Source organism: Mycobacterium sp. OAS707 (assembly GCF_014873705.1).
Lineage (GTDB): Bacteria > Actinomycetota > Actinomycetes > Mycobacteriales > Mycobacteriaceae > Mycobacterium.
Window position 1 is genome coordinate 701,704 of record NZ_JADBDS010000002.1, and the last position, 19,934, is coordinate 721,637.

Genomic DNA, 19,934 nt, shown 5'->3' on the forward strand with positions numbered 1-19,934 from the left:
GGGACACTTGCCTAGAGGGACAGGTAGGTCTTCAGCTCGAACGGTGTGACGTGGCTGCGGTAGTTCTCCCACTCGGTGCGCTTGTTGCGCAGGAAGTAGTCGAACACGTGCTCCCCCAACGCTTCCGCGACGAGTTCGGAGTTCTCCATCTCGGTCAGCGCGACACCGAGGCTGCCGGGCAGCTCCTTGTAGCCCATCGCCCGGCGCTCTTCGGTGGTCAGGCTCCAGACGTTGTCCTCGGCCTGCGGGCCGAGTACGTAGTTCTTCTCGATGCCACGAAGGCCCGCGGCCAGCAGCACCGCGAACGTCAGGTACGGGTTGCAGGCCGAATCGGGGCTGCGCACCTCGACCCGACGCGAAGACGCCTTGCGCGGCGTGTACATCGGCACCCGCACCAACGCCGAGCGGTTGGCCGCGCCCCAGGATGCGGCCGTCGGCGCCTCACCGCCGTGCACAAGCCGCTTGTAGGAGTTCACCCACTGATTGGTGACGGCGCTGATCTCCTGGGCGTGCTCGAGGATGCCCGCGATGAACGACTTGGCGACGTCGGACAGCTGCAGCGGGTCGTCAGGACTGTGGAAGGCGTTGGTCTCGCCTTCGAACAGGCTCATGTGCGTGTGCATGGCCGAGCCGGGATGTTCGGCAAAAGGCTTGGGCATGAACGAGGCTCGCACCCCGTCGCCGATGGCTACCTCTTTGACCACGTACCGGAACGTCATCACGTTGTCGGCCATGGACAGTGCATCGGCGTAGCGCAGATCGATCTCCTGCTGGCCCGGTGCGCCCTCGTGATGGCTGAACTCCACCGAGATGCCCATCTGCTCGAGGGCGTCGATGGCGTGGCGGCGGAAGTTCGGCGCGGCGTCGTGCACGGCCTGATCGAAGTAGCCGCCGTTGTCGGCGGGCACCGGCGGCGAGCCGTCCTCCTCGCCGGGCTTGAGCAGAAAGAACTCGATCTCCGGGTGCACGTAGCAGGAGAAGCCGAGGTCGCTGGCCTTGGACAGCTGCCTGCGCAGGACGTGCCGCGAGTCGGCCCACGACGGCGAACCGTCGGGCATCGTGATGTCGCAGAACATCCGCGCCGAGTGGTGCTTGCCCGAACTACTGGTCCACGGCAACACCTGGAACGTCGACGGATCGGGGCGCGCCACCATGTCTGCTTCCGACACGCGCGCGAAGCCCTCGATGGCCGACCCGTCGAACCCGATGCCCTCCTCGAAGGCGCCTTCGAGTTCGGCAGGCGCGATCGCGACCGACTTCAGGTATCCGAGGACGTCGGTGAACCACAGCCGGACGAAGCGGATGTCGCGTTCCTCCAGCGTGCGCAGCACGAATTCCTTCTGCCGATCCATGACCGCAGCGTAGGTTCGCGCTGTTAAATCTGTGTTACACGGGCGCTGCGTTTGGTGCTAGCAGCGCAGACCGTCCGGCGGGACCACCGAATCCACGAAGAAGTTCACCACCGACGTGTCGACGCATTCGTCGCCGTTGAACACCACGGTGTGCTGGGTGCCGTCGAACGTGATCAGCGGGGCGCCCATCTGATGCGCCAGGTCGACCCCCGCCTGGTACGGGGTGGCCGGGTCATGGGTCGTTGAGACGACGACGACCTTGCCGGGTCCCGGCGAGGTGGCCGGGTGCGGGGTCGACGTCGGAGGCACCGGCCACATCGCACACAGATCGCGCGGAGCGAACCCGGTGAAGGCGCCGTACTCCATGAACGGCGCGACCTCACGGATCTGCCGATCAGCGTCGGCCCACACCGCGGGGTCGGTCGGGTACGCCGAGTCGACGCAGCGGATCGCGGCGAACGCGTCCTGAAGGTTTTTGTAGTGACCCGATTCGTCGCGATGCTGATAGTCATCGGCCAGCAGCAGCAGGTCTCCGGCGTCGGTGCCGCGCTGCAGGCCGAGCAGTCCACTGGTCAGGTACTGCCAATAGCGTCGCGAGTAGAGCGCGTTGACGGTGCCGGTCATCGCGTCCTGATAGCTCAGGCCGCGCGGATCCGACGTCCAGCCAGGCTTGTTCACCAGCGGGTTGACCAACTCGTGGAAGCGGTCGACGAACTTCGTCGGATCGGTGCCGAGCGGGCAGCCCGTCGACTGCGCGCAGTCGGTCGCGTAATCATTGAAAGCCGTTTGGAAACCGGCCATTTGGCGGATGCTGTTGGCGATCGGATCGAGACTGGGGTCGACGGCGCCATCGAGAACCATCGCCCGGACGCGGTCAGGGTACTGCTCGGCGTATGCGGCGCCCAGTTCGGTGCCGTAGGAGAAGCCGAGATAGTTGATCTGGTTCTCGCCGAGCGCCGACCGCACCACGTCCATGTCGCGCACCGACGACGCGGTGCCGGCGTTGGCCAGGAACTCGTTGCCCATCCGCTGGGCGCACTGGCCGGCGAGCTGGGTGTAGAGGGCTTCGATGTGGGCGACACCGTCGGGGCTGTAGTCGGCCATCGGCTCACGACGCCACGCGTCGAACTCTTCGTCGGTGCGACAGCGCAGTTCCGGGGTGGAGTGGCCGACCCCGCGCGGATCGATGCCGATCAGATCGAACCGGCGGGTGATATCGGTGTTGGCCAGGGACGCGCCCATGCCTGCGACGGTGTCGACCGCCGATGCGCCGGGCCCACCGGGGTTGACGACGAGCACACCCATGCGGTCGCCCGACGCCGGAATGCGAATCACGGCCAACTGCGCTTGGGCGCCTTCAGGTTTGGCGTAATCCACCGGAACGGACACGGTCCCGCACTGTGCGGTCGGAATGGGTGTCGTGTCCCCGACGAACCGCTCGCAGCTTCCCCACAGCGGCGGCTGGCCGTACTGCTGCAGCGACTCGCCTTCCGGCGACGCCCATGCAGCAGGACACGCGATCGCCGACATCAGGGAGATCGCGAGCAGCACTGAATTCACCCTGCCCGCCCGCCACATGGCGAACATGTTCGCATGCGCAACGGCCGCAGGTCTGCGCCTGGGATACAACGGTGACCAGGCTGTTATCTGGCGTCTAGCTCGTAGGTCAGCCAGGTGGACTTTTCGGCGCCGATGCCGTCGTAAAGGCGTTGCGCGGTCGCGTTGTCCGGAGCCGTCTCCCAAAACAACTTCTCGGTACCGCGCTCACGGCACATGTCCAGACAGCGCTCGATCAACGCGCGACCCGTGCCCGTGCCCCGGGACGCCGGCACCACGAACAAGTCGTTGAGCACCCCGACCCGGGCGGCATACAGCGTCTGCCATGTCCAGTAGATCGTCGCGAAACCCAGTGGCGTTCCGTCGGTATCGCGCGCGATGAGCTGGAGCCCCTCGGACGGGTCGTCGATCAACGCGGCCACCAGCGCGCCCAACCGCTCGTCGGAGGGCTCGACGCGATAGAAGTCGCAGTATGCCCGCAGCATCGGCATCAACTCGGGGACGTCGGCGCGCCCGACGGTGGTGATGGTCAGCATCGGGCGTTCGCCGGCGGCACGGTCACGTCCAGAAGGTAGCGCGTCGCGATGTCGTCGACGCACGAATTCCCTTGGAAGACAACGGTGTGCTGAGTTCCTTCGAACGTGAGCAACGTGCCACCGAGTTGCTGAGCCAGGTCGACGCCTGCCTTGTACGGTGTTGCCGGATCGTTGGTTGTCGAGACCACGAGGATCGGCGGCAGGCCTTTCACATTGATCTCATGCTGATCGCCGGTCGCGGGCACCGGCCAGAACGCGCACGTGTCAAGGGGTGCAAGGCCGGTGAATTCGCCGTAGTTCATGAACGGCGCGACCTCGCGGACGCGACGGTCCTCGTCGACCACCTTGGCGCGGTCGGTGATGTGCGGCTTGTCCATGCAGTTGACCGCGACGCGAACGTCGGTGGAGTTGTTGTAATGCCCCTTGGCGTCGCGACCCATGTAGAGGTCGGCCATCGCGAGCATGGTGTCGCCCGTGCCGTCGCGCAGTTCCGACAGCGCCTGGGTCAGGTGCCGCCACAGGTTCGGTGAGTACAACGGCAGAATCGTCCCGACGATCGCATCGCTATAGCTCAGCCCGCGGGGATCCCTCGTCTCGGCCGGGTGCTTCACCAACGGTTCGACCAGGCTCTTGTAGACGTCCGTCGCCTTGGCGGGATCGGTGCCAAGCGGGCAGTCGGGGTGCTGTGCACAGTCGGCGGCGTAGTTGTCGAACGCCTTCTGGAACGCGGCGGCCTGCCGGATCTCCTCCTCGATCTGGTCGGCGTTGGGGTCGACGGCGCCGTCGAGGATCATCGCGCGGACCTTGTCGGGATAGTCCTCGGCGTAAAGCGCCCCGATCCGGGTGCCGTACGAGTAGCCGAGATAGGTCAGCTTGTCGTCGCCGAGGCCGACGCGGATGGCCTCGAGATCCTTTGCCACGTTGGCGGTTCCGAGGTTCTCCAGGAATTCCTTGCCCATCTTGTCAAGACAGCGCTGGACGAACTCCTTGTTCTCCTTCTCGATGTGGTCGACGCCCTCCTGGGTGTACTCGACTGTCGGGTCCGCGCGCAGCCGGTCATTGTCGTCATCGGAGTTGCACCACGCCGCGGGCATGGAGTTGGCGACGCCGCGGGGGTCGAAGCCGACGAGATCGAATCGCTCACGCAGCGGCTGCGGCAGCGTCGAGGCCATCGACGCGGCCGCTTCGACGCCCGACTCCCCGGGGCCGCCGGGGTTGACGACGAGCGAGCCGATCTTGTCGCCGGTGGCCTTGATCCGAAGCATCGCGATCTGAGCGACGTTGCCGTCGGGCTTGGAATAGTCGACGGGCACCGACAGCAATCCGCACTCGGCGCCCGCGGGGATGCGAGCTACTTCGGTGGCCGCGGACTTGCACGGCGACCACTGGATCGGTGTGCCCGGCCGGGGCGCCGAGATGACGGCGCGTCCCTGGACCACGTTGCTGCACCCGGCCAGTAGCAGGGCAGCGATGGTCGCGAGGACCCCGATCTTGAGGTTCATGGCTTCACATGCTGCCATGACCGGGCATCCGCCCTGGCGAGGCGGGGTTTGAAGCGTTACCTCGTGGCGTCGAGCAACTCGTTCAGCGCGGCTTCGAAGTCGTCGGCCATGTCCCACAGATCGGGCAGCAACTCAGGACAGGACACGATGCCGACGTCAAGCTTGCCGGTCAAAGACATCACGGTGATGTTCAGCCCTGAGCCGTGGAAGATCGGGCCCAGCGGGTACATGGCCTTGACCTCGCTGCCGAGGAAGTACAGCGGCACCTGCGGGCCGGGCACGTTGGAGATGACCAGGTTGTGCACCGGGCGCGCCTCTGTCAGCCGACTGCTTGCGTAGACACGCATGGCCACACCGAACACCGCGGGCGCGGCGAACTGGGTCCAGTCCTGAAGCAGGGTCGCCCCGATGGCCGAACTGTGTTGTTTGGCAACCGAATTCGCCTCTGCGATGGATTTCAGCCGCTGGCCGGGGTCGTCGATGTGGGTTTCCAGTTTGGCGAACATGCCCGACACCTGATTGCGGCCGGGCCGGTCGGACTTCTCGTGCACCGACACCGGAACCATCGCGACAAGCGAGTTGTCGGGCAGTTCGCCGCGGTCCTGCAGGAACTTCCGCAGCACCCCGGAAACCAGCGCCATCACGACGTCGTTGACCTTCACGCCGAAGTGGTTTTTGACGGTCTTGATGTCCTCGAGGTCCAGTTGGGCGAACGCGATGTTGCGGTGGCCGGTGACGTTGGCGTTGAACGCGGTCTTGGGCGCGGCGAACGGTGCGGCCATCGCCAGCCCGCTGCGGGCGCGTTTGAGGGTGTCCACCACCGTCGAAAGCGTGGTCGGCACCACGTTGACCAGCCGTAACGGCCGGGTGACGAACTTGACTGCGCCGCTGACCGCGATCTCAAGACCGCTGGCATCGCCAACGCCGTCGACTGGGTCCGGCGGGGGCGCGTCCGGTTCGGTGCTGCACAGCTGCGACATCAGGTTGGCGCCGGTGACGCCGTCGATGCCGGCGTGGTGCATCTTGGTCATGATCGCCAGCCGGCCCCCGGCGTGGGCGTCGGTGCCCGCGATGTTCTCGATCACCCACGTCTCCCACAGCGGCCTGCTGCGGTCCAGCGGAAGCGAAGCGATGTGGCCGCAGATCTCGGCCAGCTCACGTCGACCGCCCGGCGCGGGCAGGCCGATGCGATGCAGATGCCGGTCGACGTCAAAGTCCTTGTCGTCCACCCACACTGGATGGTCGGGGTTGAATCGGCTGTCGGCGAGCTTCTCGCGGAACTGCGGCATCGCCTTGATGCGCAGGTTCAGCGCGTCGCGCAGCCGGTCGAAGGTGTAGCCACCCGGCATGGTCGAGGTGTCGAGTTCGAGAATCGAGCACACATGCAATGGCTGCTTGGCGGTTTCGAGGTAAAGGAAGCTGGCGTCGAGTCCGCTGAGCCGTTGCATGCCGGGAAGCTTATGCGTGGTCGCGCCGACTGTGAGGAAATCCACTTGACGGACTTTTAACTTTCCGACGCGACAGTGGCAGACTTGTGAACGTCAGACGAACCCGGGGACCCAGAGGGCCACGAGGATCGACCCGACGAAACTACGAGGGACAATGATGTCTGAGCAGACTGTTTACGGTGCTGCAGATTCCAAACCGCGCGCCAAAGTACGTACCCATCACCTTTTGAAGTGGAAGTCAGAAGGCCACAAGTGGGCCATGCTGACCGCCTACGACTACTCCACCGCCCGCGTCTTCGACGAAGCCGAGATTCCGGTGCTGCTGGTCGGCGACTCCGCCGCCAACGTCGTCTACGGCTACGACACCACGGTGCCGGTGACCATCGACGAGCTCATTCCGTTGGTCCGCGGCGTCGTGCGGGGCGCTCCGCACGCACTGGTGGTCGCGGATCTGCCGTTCGGCAGCTATGAGGCCGGCCCGCAGCAGGCGCTGGCCACCGCAACCCGATTCCTCAAGGAAACCGGCGCGCACGCGGTCAAGCTGGAAGGCGGCGAGCGCGTCGCCGATCAGATCGCGACGCTGACGCAGGCCGGCATTCCGGTGGTGGCCCACATCGGGTTCACCCCGCAGAGCGTGAACGGTCTCGGCGGCTTCCGGGTACAGGGCCGCGGTGACGGCGCCGAGCAGACCATTCACGACGCCATCGCCGTTCAGGAAGCCGGCGCCATCGCCGTCGTGCTGGAGATGGTGCCCGCCGAGCTGGCCACCCAGATCACCGGCAAGCTGACCATTCCCACCGTGGGGATCGGCGCGGGACCGAACTGCGATGCGCAGGTGCTGGTCTGGCAGGACATGGCAGGAATGACAAGCGGCAAGACGGCCAAGTTCGTCAAGCGCTTCGGTGACATCGGCGGCGAATTACGCAGTGCCGCAGTGCAATACGCTAACGAGGTGGCCAGCGGCGCGTTCCCGGCCGAGGAGCACTCCTTCTAGGTCTTCCGCCTACCGCTACTGGAACTCGGGTTTGCGCTTCGCCAGGAACGCGTCGATGCCCTCGCGGCCGTCGGCGGAGTCCGCCAGCTTCGCGATCACCCGGCCCTCGAGTTCCATCTGCTCTTCGAGGCCGGCGGAGAACGTGGACAGCAGAAGGTTCTTCACACCGCCGTTGGATTCACTTGCGGTGGCGGCCATTTGGCTGGCGAGCTGATCGGTGCGGGCGGCCAATTCCGCGTCGGGCACCACCTCGGTGACCAAACCCCACTGCGACGCCTCCTGCGAGCCCAGCGTGCGGTTTGTCAGCATCAACTCCTTGGTCTTGGTGATGCCGATCAGCCGCGGCAGATAGTACGAAGAACTGCCATCCGGGCTCAGCCCCGCGCGCGTGTAGGCCATCGTGAATGAGGAAGACTCCGCTGCCAGCACCAGATCGCCGGTGACCGCCAGCGAGAACCCTGCGCCGGCCGCGACGCCGTTGACCGAGGTGATCACCACTGCGTTCATCCGCGCGAACGTCGAGATGGCGCGGTGCAGTTCGTCGGCGACGACCTTGATGAACGGACCGCGGGTCTGCGCGGCCGCGAACGACTTGAGATCCCCTCCGGCGCAGAAGAACCGGCCCGATCCGGTGATGACGACCACCTTGGTGGATGGTGTGTCGCAACGCTTGGCAGCATCGGCCAGTTCGCGAGTCATGGTGTCGTTCATGCCGTTTGCGGCATCTGGACGGTTCAGCGTGATCCGTGTGATGGGCCCGGACTGCTCGAACTTGATGGTCTCGTATTCGGTCACACCTGGACTGTATCGGCAAACCCCAGCCGGGCGGCCGTCGCCTTGTGAAGTTTGGCGAAGTCGCCGGCGAACCCCAACGTGCGCAGTGCCCCGTCGGCAATCACCCATGGCTGCTCGTCGGGGCAATCGATGTCGTCGGAGCGCCTGTTGATCACCGATTCGACCAGCCGAAACGGCAGATCGTCTGCATCGGCTGGCCCGTCGTACTCCGCGATGACCTCGGCCGAGATGCTGCGATACCGGCCGCGCAGTTCGGCACGCCGCAACCGGAACTGTTCGAAGCGATCCAGGCGCAACTCGGGAAGCAGATACAACGCGCCCAGATTCCAGCGACTGGCGCACAGTTGGGTCACATCAGCGACGACCAACGCGTGCAGTCGTGGCGCGGCCGGGCCCTTCTCGCCGAGGAGTTCGGCGGCCAGCCGCAACGGCTCGTCGACCGTGCCGGTCAGCAGGGCGTCGAGGATGTCGTCCTTGGTGGCGAAGTGGTGATACAGCGAGGCCTGTCGAACGCCGACAGCATCGGCGATCCTCCGCGTCGATGTGCTCGCGTAACCGAGGTCGGTGAAAAGTTCGGCTGCCGCGTCGAGGATCTCCTCACGCGCGGTCTTACCCGGTCGCCGCGACTGCTCCAGCCTCGGGCGTCCACGGCCGTCGCTGCGCATGGCCCCATTCTCGCACTGAGATTGGGATACTCAGGAGATCGGCGAAGGGGGAGGACTGGCGTGAACGAGCACTCGCCGGAGCGGCAAAAGGCGTATGACCGAGAGTTAGCCCATTCACGTCATGTGATCAACACAGCCAAACTGGTGGTGACCTTCGCGGCGGCAACCGCAGCGACCTTTGTTGCTACTGCACTGCAAACGGGGAACCCGAACTGCTCGGACAGGTGGGCGGCCTGGCTGCTGATTCCCACCCTCGTCATAACCGTTGGTCTTGTCGTGTTCCCGCCGTTTCACCACGAAGGCGAGCTGACACCGGAGAAGTTTCAACACGTGAAGCGGTGGACGTGGGCGGCGTACGCACTGATGGTGGCGCAAATCGCTTTTGCGGCAGCATCGAGCGTCGTCGCTGTGATCGGGTTGCTACACGAGACGCCGCGAGCCTGACTCGAGTGGCTCTAATACCTGTCATTTGATAGAAATACAGTCAACGCACTCGTAACAGCCGCGATACGCGGGTGGAATCGCTGCGCTGAAAACTTTCAAGTGACAGTTATTCGGACAGGAGCCGACCTTGGGTACCGAATCGACGACAGGGGCGCGCGACCACGCCCGGTCTCAGGTACAAACCGCCGCCATGCGGATTCCCGCCACGCCGCCCGGCGTCGAACCGTCGCGGCTGCTGTGGGCCGAGGCTGTACCTCCCGGCTCATATGCGACCAAAGTCCTGGGCCGCGGCACCCGCCTTCGGTTGATCGACCCCGACGGCGGCGCGTGCGCGCATCTGCTGCTCTTTCGCTCAGACGCGCCATGGGAGCGACTCAACGTGGCCGACACCGTGAAGGTGCCGTGGCAGGCATACCTCGGCGTCGGGCATCCGCTGCTGTCTGATCAGGGCAGGGTGTTGGCGACCGTGGTCGCAGACAGCTCGGGCCGTCACGACACGTTGTGCGGCATGACCGATGCCGGGCGGGCGAAGATGCTGCTGGCCGCCGTCAAGCACGGCCTCGATCTGCGCGACGTTGCGCCATCGGTGTCGCTGTTCAAGGGCGTGCGCGTCGGCGACGACGGGTCACTGGGCTTCACTGGGTCGGCTGGACCGGGGGCGGCAGTCGATCTGCTCATTCACCTGCCTGTGGTGGTCGCTCTCGTCAACACGGCTCATCCCCTAGACCCCGAGCCCGCGCTGACCGGTCTCGACGTGCTGGCCTGGCGCGCGGGTGAACAGCTGACCACCCCGGTCAACGACGAACCCGAATACCTGCGTGCCCTGTTCAACACCGAAAGCACTTGGGCCGCAGCGCAAACCAGTGAGGCAAGCAAATGACAACGACAGAACTGACCGTCATCGCCGACGAAGTGGTCGATGCGTGTGCGCCATGGTCGGCGATCGTGCGGGCAGGCCAGACTCTGCAGATCATCGATCTGCACGGAAATCAGGCGGTCGACACCCTGCTCTGGGGCGTCGCCGGCGATGAGGTGGATTACCGGTTGCGCTACAGCGCACAAGCCACCATTGCCGCGCAGCGCAACATCTTCCTGAGCACCGGTTCGGTGCTGCGGGCCGCCGACGGCACACCGCTGATGACGATCGTCGCCGACGATGTCGGCAACCACGACACCATCGCCGGCGCCTGCTCCAAGGAATCCAACACGCTGCGCTACGGCCATCACACCGTGCACCAACACGCTTGCGCCGAGAACTTTTTGGCCGAGGGCGCCCGGTGGGGGCTTGGCAAGCGCGACATCGTGCCGAACATCAACTTCTTCATGAACGTGCCCGTCGAGGCCGACGGCACGCTCGGCATCGTCGACGGGCTTTCCGCCCCGGGCAAGTCGCTTTCGGTGCGCGCCGACCGCGACACACTCGTGCTGGTGTCGAACTGCCCGCAGATCAACAACCCCTGCAACGGCTTCAACCCCACACCCGTGCGGATGGTGATCTCGGCCCAATGAGTGCCATCGAGGTGGTGCGGCCCGGGATGCTGACCACCGTGCAGGACTGGCCCGGCCGCATCGGCTACTGGCATGTGGGCGTGCCACCGTCAGGACCGATGGACGATCTGTCGTTCCGGATCGGGAACCGCGTGCTCGGCAATCCGGAGGGCGCCGCAGGGCTGGAATGCACGAGAGGTGGTCCCGCCCTTCGCTTTCCGGATGGTGGACGAGTGTGCGTCACCGGCGCGCCGGTTGTCGTGACCCTGGACGGAACGCCAGTGCCGCAGTGGCAGTCGATCGCGGTCCCCGCCGGCTCAGTGCTGGATGTCGCGACGCTGACCGGTCCCGGAATGCGCTGCTACGTGTTGGTGGCAGGCGGCCTACAAGAACTCGAATACCTCGGCAGCACAGCCACATTCACACTCGGCACATTCGGCGGACACGACGGCAGACCGCTGCGCGAAGGCGACGTGCTCACGGCAGCCCCGGATTCCGGACCGCTCGACGGCCGTCCCGCCCGCGCCGCGATCGACGAGCAGCCCAGCATCGGGCACCGCTGGGAGATCGCCGTCACCGAAGGCCCGCACGCAGCGCCCGAGTTCTTCACCCGCGCCGACATCGAGACGATCATCGGCACCGACTACACCGTGCACTTCAACTCCGATCGCACCGGGGTTCGTCTTGTTGGCCCGAAACCGCAGTGGGCGCGCAGCGACGGCGGCGAAGCCGGACTGCATCCGTCGAACATTCACGACAATGCTTACTGCGTAGGCGCTTTGGACTTCACCGGCGACACCCCGATCCTGCTCGGGCCGGACGGGCCGAGCCTCGGCGGTTTCGTCTGCCCGGTCACCGTGGTCGCCGCCGAGCGCTGGAAGCTCGGCCAGATGGCGCCGGGCGACACCGTGCGGTTTGTACCGGTGCGCGCCGACAGGGCGCCGTCGCTACGCACCATCGACGTCGACCGACGCGCGTCATTCCCACTGGTGATCTCGACGTCGAGCGACAACGACGACGGTGTGCTCAGCCGGTTCATCGCCTCCGACGGCACCGACGTGACCCTGCGCCGCGCCGGCGACGGCGGAGTGCTTGTCGAGTACGGGCCGATGACGCTCGACCTGGTGATGCGGGCCAGGGTGCACGTGTTGTACGAACACCTGCTCGCCCAAGACATTCCGGGCATCATCGAGCTCACGCCTGGGGTCCGCTCGCTGCAGGTGCAGTTCGATCCATCCGCGATGTCGATCGCCGAAATGACCGACCTACTGGCCGGGCTCGACGGCAAGCTGCCCCCGTCACATCAGCTGGTCGTGCCGAGTCGCACTGTCCGGTTGCCGTTGTCGTGGGACGACCCTGCGACGCACGAAGCCATTCAGCGCTACATGCACGGCGTGCGGGCCGATGCGCCGTGGTGCCCGTGGAATATCGAATTCATCCGGCGCATCAACGGTCTCGACGATGTGGCGCAGGTGCACGACATCGTGTTCAACGCGGAGTATCTGGTGCTCGGGCTGGGCGATGTCTACCTGGGCGCCCCGGTCGCCACTCCGCTGGATCCGCGTCACCGGCTGGTCACCACGAAGTACAACCCGGCGCGCACCTGGACGCCGGAGAACGCCGTCGGCATCGGCGGCGCATACCTGTGCATCTACGGCATGGAGGGCCCCGGCGGCTACCAGTTCGTCGGCCGTACCACTCAGGTCTGGAATCACTGCCATCCAGGCAGCGCTCAGTCGTTCGAACCCGGAACACCTTGGCTGCTACGGTATTTCGATCGAATCAGCTTCTACCCGGTGAGCGCCGAAGAGCTGCTACACCTGCGTGCCGAGATGGCCGCTGGCCGCGGCGACGTCGCGATCGACGACGGCAAGTTCTCGCTCGGTGACTATCAGGATTTCCTCACCGACAACGACGCCAGCATCGCCGCGTTTCGTCAACAGCAGGCCGTCGCATTCTCAGCCGAGCGCAGGGCGTGGGACGAGGCCGGGGAATTCCGCCGAGCGTCCTGAAGCCGTTCGCTTTCGTATGGCACGCTGTGTTGCACTATGGCGAAATCCAGCGACCAGGCGAATTCCAGGTATCTGGAGGTCGAGCGCAAGTTCGAGGTGTTCGAGTCGACAGTCAGCCCTTCGTTCGAGGGGCTGTCCTCGGTCGCCCGTGTAGCCCGCCAGCCGGTGCAGCACCTCGAGGCGGTCTACTTCGACACGCCGGCCCATGACCTCGCCGCCCGCCGAGTCACGTTGCGGCGCCGCACCGGGGGCACTGACGCGGGTTGGCACCTCAAGCTGCCTGCCGGACCCGATGCCCGCACAGAGGTGCGTGCGCCGCTCGGCGACGAGGGCAGCGACACAGTTCCAAATGAATTGCTCGACGTCGTGCTGGCCATCGTGCGGGACCGGCCCGTCGCTCCCGTCGCGCGCATCTCGACCACCCGCACCGTCGACATGCTTTACGGACCAGACGGCGCAGCGGTCGCGGAGTTCTGCGACGACCATGTCGTGGCCCGCGCCGAAGACGACGATGAGGACGCCGAGCAGCAATGGCGCGAGTGGGAGTTGGAGCTCGCCGACGGCGGCGATCACGACCTGCTGGACCGGCTGACGCACCGGCTACTCGACGCGGGGGCGGCACCGGCCGCACACGGCTCGAAGCTCGCGCGCGTTCTCGACCGCGAGGAGACCGCCGGAGCGGATGCGGTCGCGCCGTCCGCCGACCCGGTGCACCGCGCGGTCGCCGAGCAAGTCGAGCAGCTGGTGGAATGGGATCGGGCGGTGCGCGCCGACGTCTACGACTCGGTGCACCAGATGCGCGTCACTACACGCAAGATCCGCAGCCTGTTGCAGGCGTCGGAGGGCGCCTTCGGCATCAGCGACGACGCGTGGGTGCTCGACGAGTTGCGGCAATTGGCAGCGGTTTTGGGTGTGGCACGCGACGCCGAGGTGCTCGCCGAGCGCTACGAGAAGGCGCTCGACGACCTGCCCGCCGAGTTGGTGCGCGGGCCGGTGCGCGAGCGCCTGGTCGAGGGCGCGAAGAAGCACTACAAGTCCGGCTGGCGACGGTCGCTGATCGCGATGCGGTCGCAACGCTATTTCCGGCTACTGGATGCGCTGGAGGGCCTGGTGGCCGCCCATCCGCCGCCGACGCCCCCCGGCGAGGAGCCAGCCGAGTTGACGATCGACTCGGCATACCGCCGGGTGCGCAAGGCCGCCAAGCGTGCCGCGCATGCGGTCGAGGAGGACCGCGACGAGGCCCTGCATCGAATCCGCAAGGGCGCCAAGCGGCTTCGCTACACCGCGGCAGCCACCGGCGCGGACAAGGTGTCCGGGCGCGCGAAGACGATTCAGACGCTGCTCGGTGACCATCAGGACAGTGTGGTCAGTCGCACCCATCTGAGCCACCAGGCCGAGGCCGCGCACGCCGCGGGCGAGGACACCTTCACCTATGGGTTGCTCTATCAACTCGAAGACGACCTGGCACGCCGATCGCGCGCCCAACTCGACGCGGCGCTGAAGAAGCTGGACCGCTCGGTGCGCAAAAAGCGCTAAGCCGAGCGGGCGGATGAGTTGGCCTGTAAGCCGGATTCTGTCCCTCGCCGCCGCGTGTTACCACGGCGGCGAAGCGGCGACCATCCATCTGGACACACCGTTGCCGGGTGCCTCAAGCGGCCTACCCGCAGACTCGGGCGAGCAGCCCTCGGGCGTCTGCGCTGTCGCCCCCCTCTGCGACATTCTTGGCCTTGCTTCGGGTGGGGTTTGCCTAGCCACTCCGGTCACCCGGAATGCTGGTGCGCTCTTACCGCACCGTTTCACCCTTACCACCGTCGCCGGTGGCGGTTTGTTTTCTGTGGCACTTTCCCGCGAGTCACCTCGGATTGCCGTTAGCAATCACCCTGCTCTGTGAAGTCCGGACTTTCCTCGAACCATCCGCCGCACCTGTCCCCCCATGGTTTGGCGCATAGTCCGCGGCCGCCCAGCCAACTCATCCGCACCATAATGATCGCATGACGCAGGTTCCGCCTGCCCGATATCTCCAGCGGGCCAAGGATCTGGTCGACGCGCGTTACGCCGAGCCGATCACCGTCGACGACCTGGCCGCGGCTGCCGGGCTGTCGCGGGCCCATTTCAGCAGGATGTTCACCCGCACCTTCGGCGAATCACCGCGGTCGTATCTGCAGTCGCGACGTCTCGAGCGGGCCGCTGCGCTGTTGCGGTACACCGACCGCTCGGTGGCAGACATCTGCGTGATGGTCGGCCTGCTGAGCGTCGGGTCGTTCACCACCAGCTTCGCGCGGGTCTACGGAAAGCCGCCTGCCGCTTACCGGGCCAGCATGCCGCCCGCCGCGATCCACGCGCGGGTGCCCAGTTGCATCCTGCGCCGTGACACGCGGCGGCCCGCCGACAGCCGGGTGAAGACAGCACACGGGGAGAAGACGGACGGCAACGGCCGACCGTAGCGTCGTGCACATGATCAAAGTTGCCAGCGCCCACTTGTGGGTACACGACCAGGGAGTCGCACTGAAGTACTGGACCGAAAAGGTGGGTATGGAAGTGCGCCAGGATGTTTCGTTCCCCGAGGAGATGGGCGAGTTCCGGTGGTTGACCGTCGGCCCGCGTGGTCAGGACGACGTGTCGATAGTGCTGATGGCTGTCCCCGGCGAGCCGGTGATGGATGAGGCAACGCGCAAGGAGGTGCTCAACCTCACCGCGAAGGGTTTCGCCGGAACCGTTTTCCTGACCACCGACGACTGCCAGGCCAGCTACGAGGAGATGAAGGCGCGCGGCGTCGAGTTCACCGAGGAGCCACACCAGATGCCGTACGGCATCGACTGTGGATTCCGCGATCCCTCCGGCAACAGCGTCCGACTGACTCAATTGACGGAGATCCCCGCCAATACTGGGTAGGTGCGAACCTCGACCGCAGCGGTTGGGTCGGCCAACTTCTTTGTGGCGGCCCCCGGAACCTTCGTTGGGCTGGGCCCGTGGTTGATCACCCACTGGGAGATCCCGGGGTCCAGCCCACCGTTGCGTGTGGTCCTCGGAGTCGTGTTGATCGGGGCCGGCCTCATCCCGCCGATCCACGCGTTCGTCCAATTCGCCAGGGCCGGTGGGACGCCGATGCCCGCCGCACCGACGGAGTGCCTTGTCGTGACGGGGTTCAACCGCTTCGTACGCAACCCGATGTACGTGGGCCTGCTCACCGCGGTCCTCGGACAGGCACTGCTTTTCGACAGCCTCTGGCTCGTCCTCTACGCAGCGCTGTTCTGGATCGCGACAGCGTCATTCGTCCACTGGTACGAGGAGCCGACGCTACTCCGTACCTACGGAGAGCAATATGCGGAGTACCGCCGCAATGTGCCTGCGTGGACGCCACGCCTGACGCCGTGGCATCCGCCTCAGAAGGGTGGGGGTTCGTAGTTGGTGGCGAGCCAGGCTTGGCGTTGTTGTTCTTCTTCGGCGATGAGTTGGGTGCGTTGGCGGCGTTCGGCGTTGATGCGGTCGCGTCGGTCTTGGGCGCGGGTTTGCTTGCGGCGCGGCATCATCAACGTGCGGTAGTGGGTGGGCTGCTCGCCGGTTGACACCGGCAGCTCGCCGGTGGATTGGCCCAGGGTGGGGAACAGTGCCGCACCGTGGGCCTGGCTGATGTAGGTGTGTCCGGTCGGGGCGGTGAGAATGATTGTGCCGTCAGGCAATTGCTGCTCACCCCAGCCGCTGTGGAAGGTCTTGATCAAATGATGAATACCGCAGTAGTGCTTGAGATCGGAGGCATGGGTGAACCCGGCAGGATAGGGCACGGTGTGGTCAAGCTCGCATTTGGCCACCGGTCGGTCACAGCCCGGCCAGCGACACGTCAAGTCGCGCCACTGGGTGAATTCGCGGGTGATCACCGAAGGCCGATACCCCGGATCCGGCGGGCCCACCGGAATCCGCACCGGGTCGAGCTCTGCGGTGGCGGCCAACTCACGCACCGATTCGGCGGGCAAGATCCCAAACCCGGGCAGATAACCCGGCGCATCACTGCGGCCCTCGACAGTGGCCTGTTCGGCCAACACATGAATCACCGCAGCATCGACGGCCACACCCTCGCCCGGCGCCGGGCAATCATCTAATCCACATCGGCACTCCAGGGCGGCTTCCCGGCGCGCCAGCGCCCAGCCGGCATCAGCGCGGCGCTGGGCGTGGGTGCGCGGATCGTTGGCACACACGCTGGCAGCCAACGCATCCAACGCCTGATCCAACGCCGCACCCGCGTCGGCGGTGACCCGCCCGCGAACATCGGCCATGCCCGCAACGCCCGGCTCGATCGTCAGGTGGCGGTTGTCTTTGACCTCCGGCGCCACCCGCACCCCAGCCGGATCGAACCGGGCCACCCACTGATCCACCCGGTCCTTGAGTTTCGGCCCGGAAAGCTTCATCCACTTCACACAGCGCGCGGCGATCGCCTCATCCAACTCCGGCATGATTGTGTCATCGACGTTCTCGGTGCGATTGACGACGGTGGCCACCAACCGAAAATCGATCACCCCGGACACGAACACCCGCGCCAGCCGCGGCAGCCGATGCCACAAGTTGCAGGCGAACTGCACCTGACCCACCGCCCGGGCATGGCTGATGTTCTGCACCGCCGACACCTCGGCGGCCACCGCATCACAATCATCGGCACACCACCACTGGCGGTCAGCCAACGCACCCCGGCGCCGGACATACAACTCGGCCACCGCGGCCAGGCGTTGGGCGATCGACGTCGACTCCTCACGAGTCGCCTCGCCCATCACCTCGATGAGCTCACCATCCCCAACATCTTCGAACACATGTTCGACTATGCCACACCCCTACGACAAGTCGGCAAGACCCGCCAGGGCCCGCGGCAGCGGCCCCTGGTGCAGGACGCCGAGGCGTTGGGTGGCCCGGGTGAGCGCGACGTAAAGCTCAGCGGCGCCACGTGGGCCGTCGGCCAGTATCCGTTCGGGCTCCACCACCAGGACGGCGTCGAACTCCAGCCCCTTGGTCTCCGCGGGCGCCACTGCACCCGGCACATCGGGCGGTCCGATCACCACACTGGTGCCTTCCCGACCGGCTTCCTCGTTGACGAATTCCTCGATGGCAGCGGGCAATTCGGCCTCGGTGACCCGCCTGGCCCATGGCGCTACGCCCGACGCGCGGACCGACTCCGGTGGTTGCACGCCCGGCGCGAACTCGGCTAGCAACGCCGCCGCCACGGTCATGATCTCCGCCGGGGTGCGGTAGTTCACCGACAACGGCCGGTACACCCAGCGGCCCGGCACGTACGGCTCCAGCACCGTGTCCCACGACCTCGCTCCGGCCTCCGAACGGCGCTGCGCGAGGTCGCCCACGATCGTGAAGGAGCGGCTCGGGCAGCGTCGCATCAGCACGCGCCAGTCCATCTCGGACAGTTCCTGGGCCTCATCGACGACGACGTGCCGGAAGGTCCAGTCGCGATCGGCGCTCGCGCGCTCGGCAAGATCCCTGGTGTCGCGCTCGACGAACCGCTCGGCCAGGTCTTCGCCGTAGAGCATGTCGGTTGCCAGCAAGTGATCCTCGTCGTCCATCAGATCCTCGCGGCTGACCATCATTTCCAGCACACCCGCGGCGTACTCCACTTCGGCTTTGCGCTCCCGCTCCGCGGCGTCGTCGCCCCGCTTGTCGCGACCCAGCAGCTCCACCAGCTCGTCGAGCAGCGGCACATCCGAGACGGTCCAGGCCTCGCCGTCAGCGCGCCACAGCGCTTCGTCGGCGCCCGCGGCCCGCAACCGGTCACGCGACGTGTAGAGCTCTGCGAGCACTGTTTCGGGTGTCAGGATCGGCCAGAGTTGGTCAAGCGCTGCGATGAATTCGTCGTTGTTGGCGAGTTCGGCGATCATGTCCGCGCGCATGTTCTCCCAGGCTTCACCGTCGTCACGGGTCAGCCAGCCTCGGCCCACCAGAGCGATCGCCCTCTCGGTGAGCACGTACGTGACGATCTCGCTGAACACGGCGCGTGCCTCGTTGTGGGGCAGCCCACTGGCGCGCGCCTCTTCGATGGCCCATTCGGCGATCTCGGCGTTGATCCGCATCGTGACGTCTTTCAGGCCGATCTCGATCGGCTCATGCGGCAGTCGCTGGTGTTCGGCGACCGCGGCCGCCAGCACCGCGAGGATGTCGCGAGAACCCTTGAGCCGCATGACATCCGGATTGTCCTCGGCGGTGACGTTCAGGCCGGGCATCAGGTCGCCCATCGTCATGAACACGACGTTGGTCTCGCCAAGCGAAGGCAGCACGCGGCCGATGTAGTTCAGAAAAGCCGGATTGGGCCCGACCACCAGTACGCCGTGGCGTTCGATCCTCTCTCGCTGGGTGTAGAGCAGATACGCGACGCGATGCAGCGCGACGACCGTCTTTCCGGTGCCTGGACCGCCCTCGATGACCAACACCCCGGGATGATCGAGACGGATGATCTCGTCCTGCTCGGCCTGGATCGTCGCCACGATGTCGCGCATCCCGTCACCGCGTGGCGCATCGACTGCAGCCAGCAGGGCCGAGTCCCCTCGTCCGCCGCGCTCTGCGCCGTCAGGGCGACCGAGCACCTCGTCGGTGAAATCGACCACGCGACGCCCAAGGGTCTGGAACTGGCGACGCCTGCGCATGTTCTCCGGGCTGGCGGCGGTCGCGACGTAGAACGGACGGGCCGCGGGCGCCCGCCAGTCGAGCAGCAGCGGGTGGTAGTCGTTCTGGTCGTCGAACAGGCCGATCCGCCCGATGTAGGAGCGTTCGCCCGACACGCTGTCCAACCGGCCGAAACACAGCCCCGGGTCAGCCACGTTGAGCCGAGCCATCTCCCTGGCCTGCGCGCGTACCTCGACATCCCGATCGACCAGCGTCCCGCCATTCTGGGCATCAATCGGGGCGCGCAACGCCGCGCGGTATTTATCTTTCGCACGCTCGCGCTCGACGTCGAGTCGCTCGTACAGCGCTGCCACATACTCGCGCTCGGCTTCCAGTTCTACTTCGTAGTCCTGAGTTGACACAGTCCCCCTGTTGGATCGACTTCTGGCGTAGCTCAGCGATTTTGCGGCATGACCCGGGTCTTGCCGCAAGCCCTCTTCTGCGTTATAAGTTAGAAGTGGCAAGGAGCGTTTCTCCTTGCCTTTCTTGT

The 19,934-nt window shown here is 66.0% G+C and carries 18 protein-coding genes and 1 other RNA gene; 9 read left to right on the plus strand and 10 right to left on the minus strand.

All coding sequences use genetic code 11. The features are described from left to right. Nucleotides 1-11: 11 nt before the first annotated feature. Genes glnA through GGC64_RS14235 form a run of 5 tightly spaced genes read right to left on the minus strand, consistent with a single transcriptional unit; the run spans nt 12 to nt 6,395 of the window. A complete protein-coding gene (gene glnA, locus GGC64_RS14215; RefSeq protein WP_192723145.1) occupies nt 12-1,352 on the minus strand; it encodes a type I glutamate--ammonia ligase in 1,341 nt (446 codons plus the stop codon). 57 nt (nt 1,353-1,409) lie between these two features. Further along, nucleotides 1,410-2,939, minus strand: a complete 1,530-nt coding sequence (locus tag GGC64_RS14220; protein WP_192723146.1) for an alpha/beta hydrolase — start codon at nt 2,937-2,939, stop codon at nt 1,410-1,412. A gap of 56 nt (nt 2,940-2,995) precedes the next feature. Next, nucleotides 2,996-3,445, minus strand: a complete 450-nt coding sequence (locus tag GGC64_RS14225) for a GNAT family N-acetyltransferase (protein WP_192723147.1) — start codon at nt 3,443-3,445, stop codon at nt 2,996-2,998. Continuing rightward, on the minus strand, nt 3,439-4,947 hold the full coding sequence (locus GGC64_RS14230) for an alpha/beta hydrolase (RefSeq protein WP_192723148.1): 1,509 nt from the start codon (nt 4,945-4,947) through the stop codon (nt 3,439-3,441). Before GGC64_RS14230 ends, GGC64_RS14225 begins: the two co-directional genes overlap by 7 nt. 56 nt (nt 4,948-5,003) lie before the next feature. After that, the gene (locus tag GGC64_RS14235; protein WP_192723149.1) at nt 5,004-6,395 is read right to left on the minus strand and encodes a wax ester/triacylglycerol synthase family O-acyltransferase; all 1,392 of its coding nucleotides are present in this window, start codon (nt 6,393-6,395) and stop codon (nt 5,004-5,006) included. Nucleotides 6,396-6,552: 157 nt separating this feature from the next. Here GGC64_RS14235 and panB point away from each other — a divergent pair, with 157 nt between their 5' ends. Further along, entirely contained in the window at nt 6,553-7,389 is an 837-nt protein-coding gene (panB, locus tag GGC64_RS14240) for a 3-methyl-2-oxobutanoate hydroxymethyltransferase (protein WP_192723150.1), read from the plus strand. A gap of 15 nt (nt 7,390-7,404) precedes the next feature. Here the strand turns inward: panB and GGC64_RS14245 are convergent, their stop codons facing one another. Next, nucleotides 7,405-8,184: an enoyl-CoA hydratase-related protein gene (locus GGC64_RS14245; RefSeq protein ID WP_192723151.1), complete on the minus strand. Its 780-nt coding sequence runs from the start codon at nt 8,182-8,184 to the stop codon at nt 7,405-7,407. Beyond that, on the minus strand, nt 8,181-8,849 hold the full coding sequence (locus tag GGC64_RS14250; protein ID WP_192723152.1) for a TetR/AcrR family transcriptional regulator: 669 nt from the start codon (nt 8,847-8,849) through the stop codon (nt 8,181-8,183). Before GGC64_RS14250 ends, GGC64_RS14245 begins: the two co-directional genes overlap by 4 nt. A gap of 123 nt (nt 8,850-8,972) precedes the next feature. On the opposite strand from GGC64_RS14250, the gene GGC64_RS14255 reads away from it, so the two are divergent. The 5 genes from GGC64_RS14255 (at nt 8,973) to GGC64_RS14275 (ending at nt 14,329) form a co-directional block, all read left to right on the plus strand. Continuing rightward, nucleotides 8,973-9,293 (plus strand): hypothetical protein, encoded by a 321-nt coding sequence (locus GGC64_RS14255; protein WP_192723153.1) that lies wholly within the window; start codon nt 8,973-8,975, stop codon nt 9,291-9,293. A 127-nt stretch (nt 9,294-9,420) separates the two neighbouring features. Continuing rightward, nucleotides 9,421-10,173, plus strand: a complete 753-nt coding sequence (locus GGC64_RS14260) for a DUF1989 domain-containing protein (protein ID WP_192723154.1) — start codon at nt 9,421-9,423, stop codon at nt 10,171-10,173. Further along, nucleotides 10,170-10,802, plus strand: a complete 633-nt coding sequence (locus GGC64_RS14265) for an urea amidolyase associated protein UAAP2 (protein ID WP_192723155.1) — start codon at nt 10,170-10,172, stop codon at nt 10,800-10,802. The genes GGC64_RS14260 and GGC64_RS14265 overlap by 4 nt, the downstream gene beginning before the upstream one ends. Then, entirely contained in the window at nt 10,799-12,793 is a 1,995-nt protein-coding gene (locus GGC64_RS14270; protein ID WP_192723156.1) for a 5-oxoprolinase/urea amidolyase family protein, read from the plus strand. Before GGC64_RS14265 ends, GGC64_RS14270 begins: the two co-directional genes overlap by 4 nt. 36 nt (nt 12,794-12,829) lie before the next feature. Next, a complete protein-coding gene (locus GGC64_RS14275) occupies nt 12,830-14,329 on the plus strand; it encodes a CYTH and CHAD domain-containing protein (protein WP_192723157.1) in 1,500 nt (499 codons plus the stop codon). Between the two features lie 10 nt (nt 14,330-14,339). Here the strand turns inward: GGC64_RS14275 and rnpB are convergent. Then, nucleotides 14,340-14,765, minus strand: an RNA gene (gene rnpB, locus GGC64_RS14280) — RNase P RNA component class A. Nucleotides 14,766-14,784: 19 nt separating this feature from the next. Between rnpB and GGC64_RS14285 the strand changes: the two genes are divergently transcribed. The 3 genes from GGC64_RS14285 to GGC64_RS14295 are packed head-to-tail and all read left to right on the plus strand — an operon-like array spanning nt 14,785 to nt 16,198. Continuing rightward, a complete protein-coding gene (locus GGC64_RS14285; protein WP_192723158.1) occupies nt 14,785-15,237 on the plus strand; it encodes a helix-turn-helix transcriptional regulator in 453 nt (150 codons plus the stop codon). Nucleotides 15,238-15,247: 10 nt separating this feature from the next. Continuing rightward, nucleotides 15,248-15,685 (plus strand): VOC family protein, encoded by a 438-nt coding sequence (locus tag GGC64_RS14290; protein WP_192723159.1) that lies wholly within the window; start codon nt 15,248-15,250, stop codon nt 15,683-15,685. Continuing rightward, complete coding sequence (locus GGC64_RS14295) at nt 15,686-16,198, plus strand: isoprenylcysteine carboxylmethyltransferase family protein (RefSeq protein ID WP_192723160.1); 513 nt, start codon at nt 15,686-15,688, stop codon at nt 16,196-16,198. Here GGC64_RS14295 and GGC64_RS14300 read toward each other — a convergent pair. Continuing rightward, on the minus strand, nt 16,177-17,592 hold the full coding sequence (locus tag GGC64_RS14300; RefSeq protein WP_192723161.1) for an HNH endonuclease signature motif containing protein: 1,416 nt from the start codon (nt 17,590-17,592) through the stop codon (nt 16,177-16,179). The two genes, GGC64_RS14295 and GGC64_RS14300, sit on opposite strands and share 22 nt — an antisense overlap. 21 nt (nt 17,593-17,613) lie before the next feature. Beyond that, nucleotides 17,614-19,806 carry an RNA polymerase recycling motor ATPase HelR gene (gene helR, locus GGC64_RS14305; RefSeq protein WP_192723162.1) on the minus strand — a complete coding sequence of 731 codons (2,193 nt, stop codon included), beginning with the start codon at nt 19,804-19,806 and terminating at the stop codon, nt 17,614-17,616. Nucleotides 19,807-19,934 lie beyond the last annotated feature (128 nt).

Excerpts from the sequence above, each read along its gene's own strand:
- glnA (WP_192723145.1), bottom strand. The coding sequence starts at position 1,352 with ATGGATCGGCAGAAGGAATTCGTGCTGCGCACGCTGGAGGAACGCGAC.
- GGC64_RS14220 (WP_192723146.1), bottom strand. The coding sequence starts at position 2,939 with ATGTTCGCCATGTGGCGGGCGGGCAGGGTGAATTCAGTGCTGCTCGCG.
- GGC64_RS14225 (WP_192723147.1), bottom strand. The coding sequence starts at position 3,445 with ATGCTGACCATCACCACCGTCGGGCGCGCCGACGTCCCCGAGTTGATG.
- GGC64_RS14230 (WP_192723148.1), bottom strand. The coding sequence starts at position 4,947 with ATGAACCTCAAGATCGGGGTCCTCGCGACCATCGCTGCCCTGCTACTG.
- GGC64_RS14235 (WP_192723149.1), bottom strand. The coding sequence starts at position 6,395 with ATGCAACGGCTCAGCGGACTCGACGCCAGCTTCCTTTACCTCGAAACC.
- panB (WP_192723150.1), top strand. The coding sequence starts at position 6,553 with ATGTCTGAGCAGACTGTTTACGGTGCTGCAGATTCCAAACCGCGCGCC.
- GGC64_RS14250 (WP_192723152.1), bottom strand. The coding sequence starts at position 8,849 with ATGCGCAGCGACGGCCGTGGACGCCCGAGGCTGGAGCAGTCGCGGCGA.
- GGC64_RS14265 (WP_192723155.1), top strand. The coding sequence starts at position 10,170 with ATGACAACGACAGAACTGACCGTCATCGCCGACGAAGTGGTCGATGCG.
- GGC64_RS14270 (WP_192723156.1), top strand. The coding sequence starts at position 10,799 with ATGAGTGCCATCGAGGTGGTGCGGCCCGGGATGCTGACCACCGTGCAG.
- GGC64_RS14275 (WP_192723157.1), top strand. The coding sequence starts at position 12,830 with ATGGCGAAATCCAGCGACCAGGCGAATTCCAGGTATCTGGAGGTCGAG.
- GGC64_RS14285 (WP_192723158.1), top strand. The coding sequence starts at position 14,785 with ATGACGCAGGTTCCGCCTGCCCGATATCTCCAGCGGGCCAAGGATCTG.
- GGC64_RS14290 (WP_192723159.1), top strand. The coding sequence starts at position 15,248 with ATGATCAAAGTTGCCAGCGCCCACTTGTGGGTACACGACCAGGGAGTC.